Raw genomic sequence first — 397 nt, forward strand, 5'->3', positions numbered from 1 at the left:
CTGCGGTTATGCTGCGTTGTTCGGGTACTCGCATACTGATGTATGCTTCGAACCCTCTCGCCTTGCCTAACCTTGAAATTCCCTTGTCAGGGTTGCCGCGATGTTGATAAGAAGGTTTTCCCCGATGTCAGCACGCGCAGCATGAAGCTTTGAGAGCAAGGCGCACGTTGAGTGATTGAAGGAGCATACCTCGATGGTATGTGACTGATTGAACGGATCGCGCAACGCCGCTATCGAAACTTCAGGCAAGCATTCTGGGGCCATAGCTCAGCTGGGAGAGCGCCTGCCTTGCACGCAGGAGGTCAGCGGTTCGATCCCGCTTGGCTCCACCATTTCTTCTCTTCGTAACCGTTAGCGTTAAGTGTTCTTAAACAAGAACATTTACCGGTAACTTAGT

1 tRNA gene is annotated in these 397 nt (G+C 51.9%); it reads left to right on the forward strand.

Annotated elements, in window-relative coordinates:
• The first annotated feature begins 256 nt into the window (after positions 1–256).
• Positions 257–332, forward strand: a tRNA-Ala gene (locus RJ32_RS00140).
• Positions 333–397 lie beyond the last annotated feature (65 nt).

The sequence above is a fragment of the Idiomarina sp. 28-8 genome (genome assembly GCF_000320945.2).
Taxonomy (GTDB): Bacteria; Pseudomonadota; Gammaproteobacteria; order Enterobacterales; family Alteromonadaceae; genus Idiomarina; species Idiomarina loihiensis.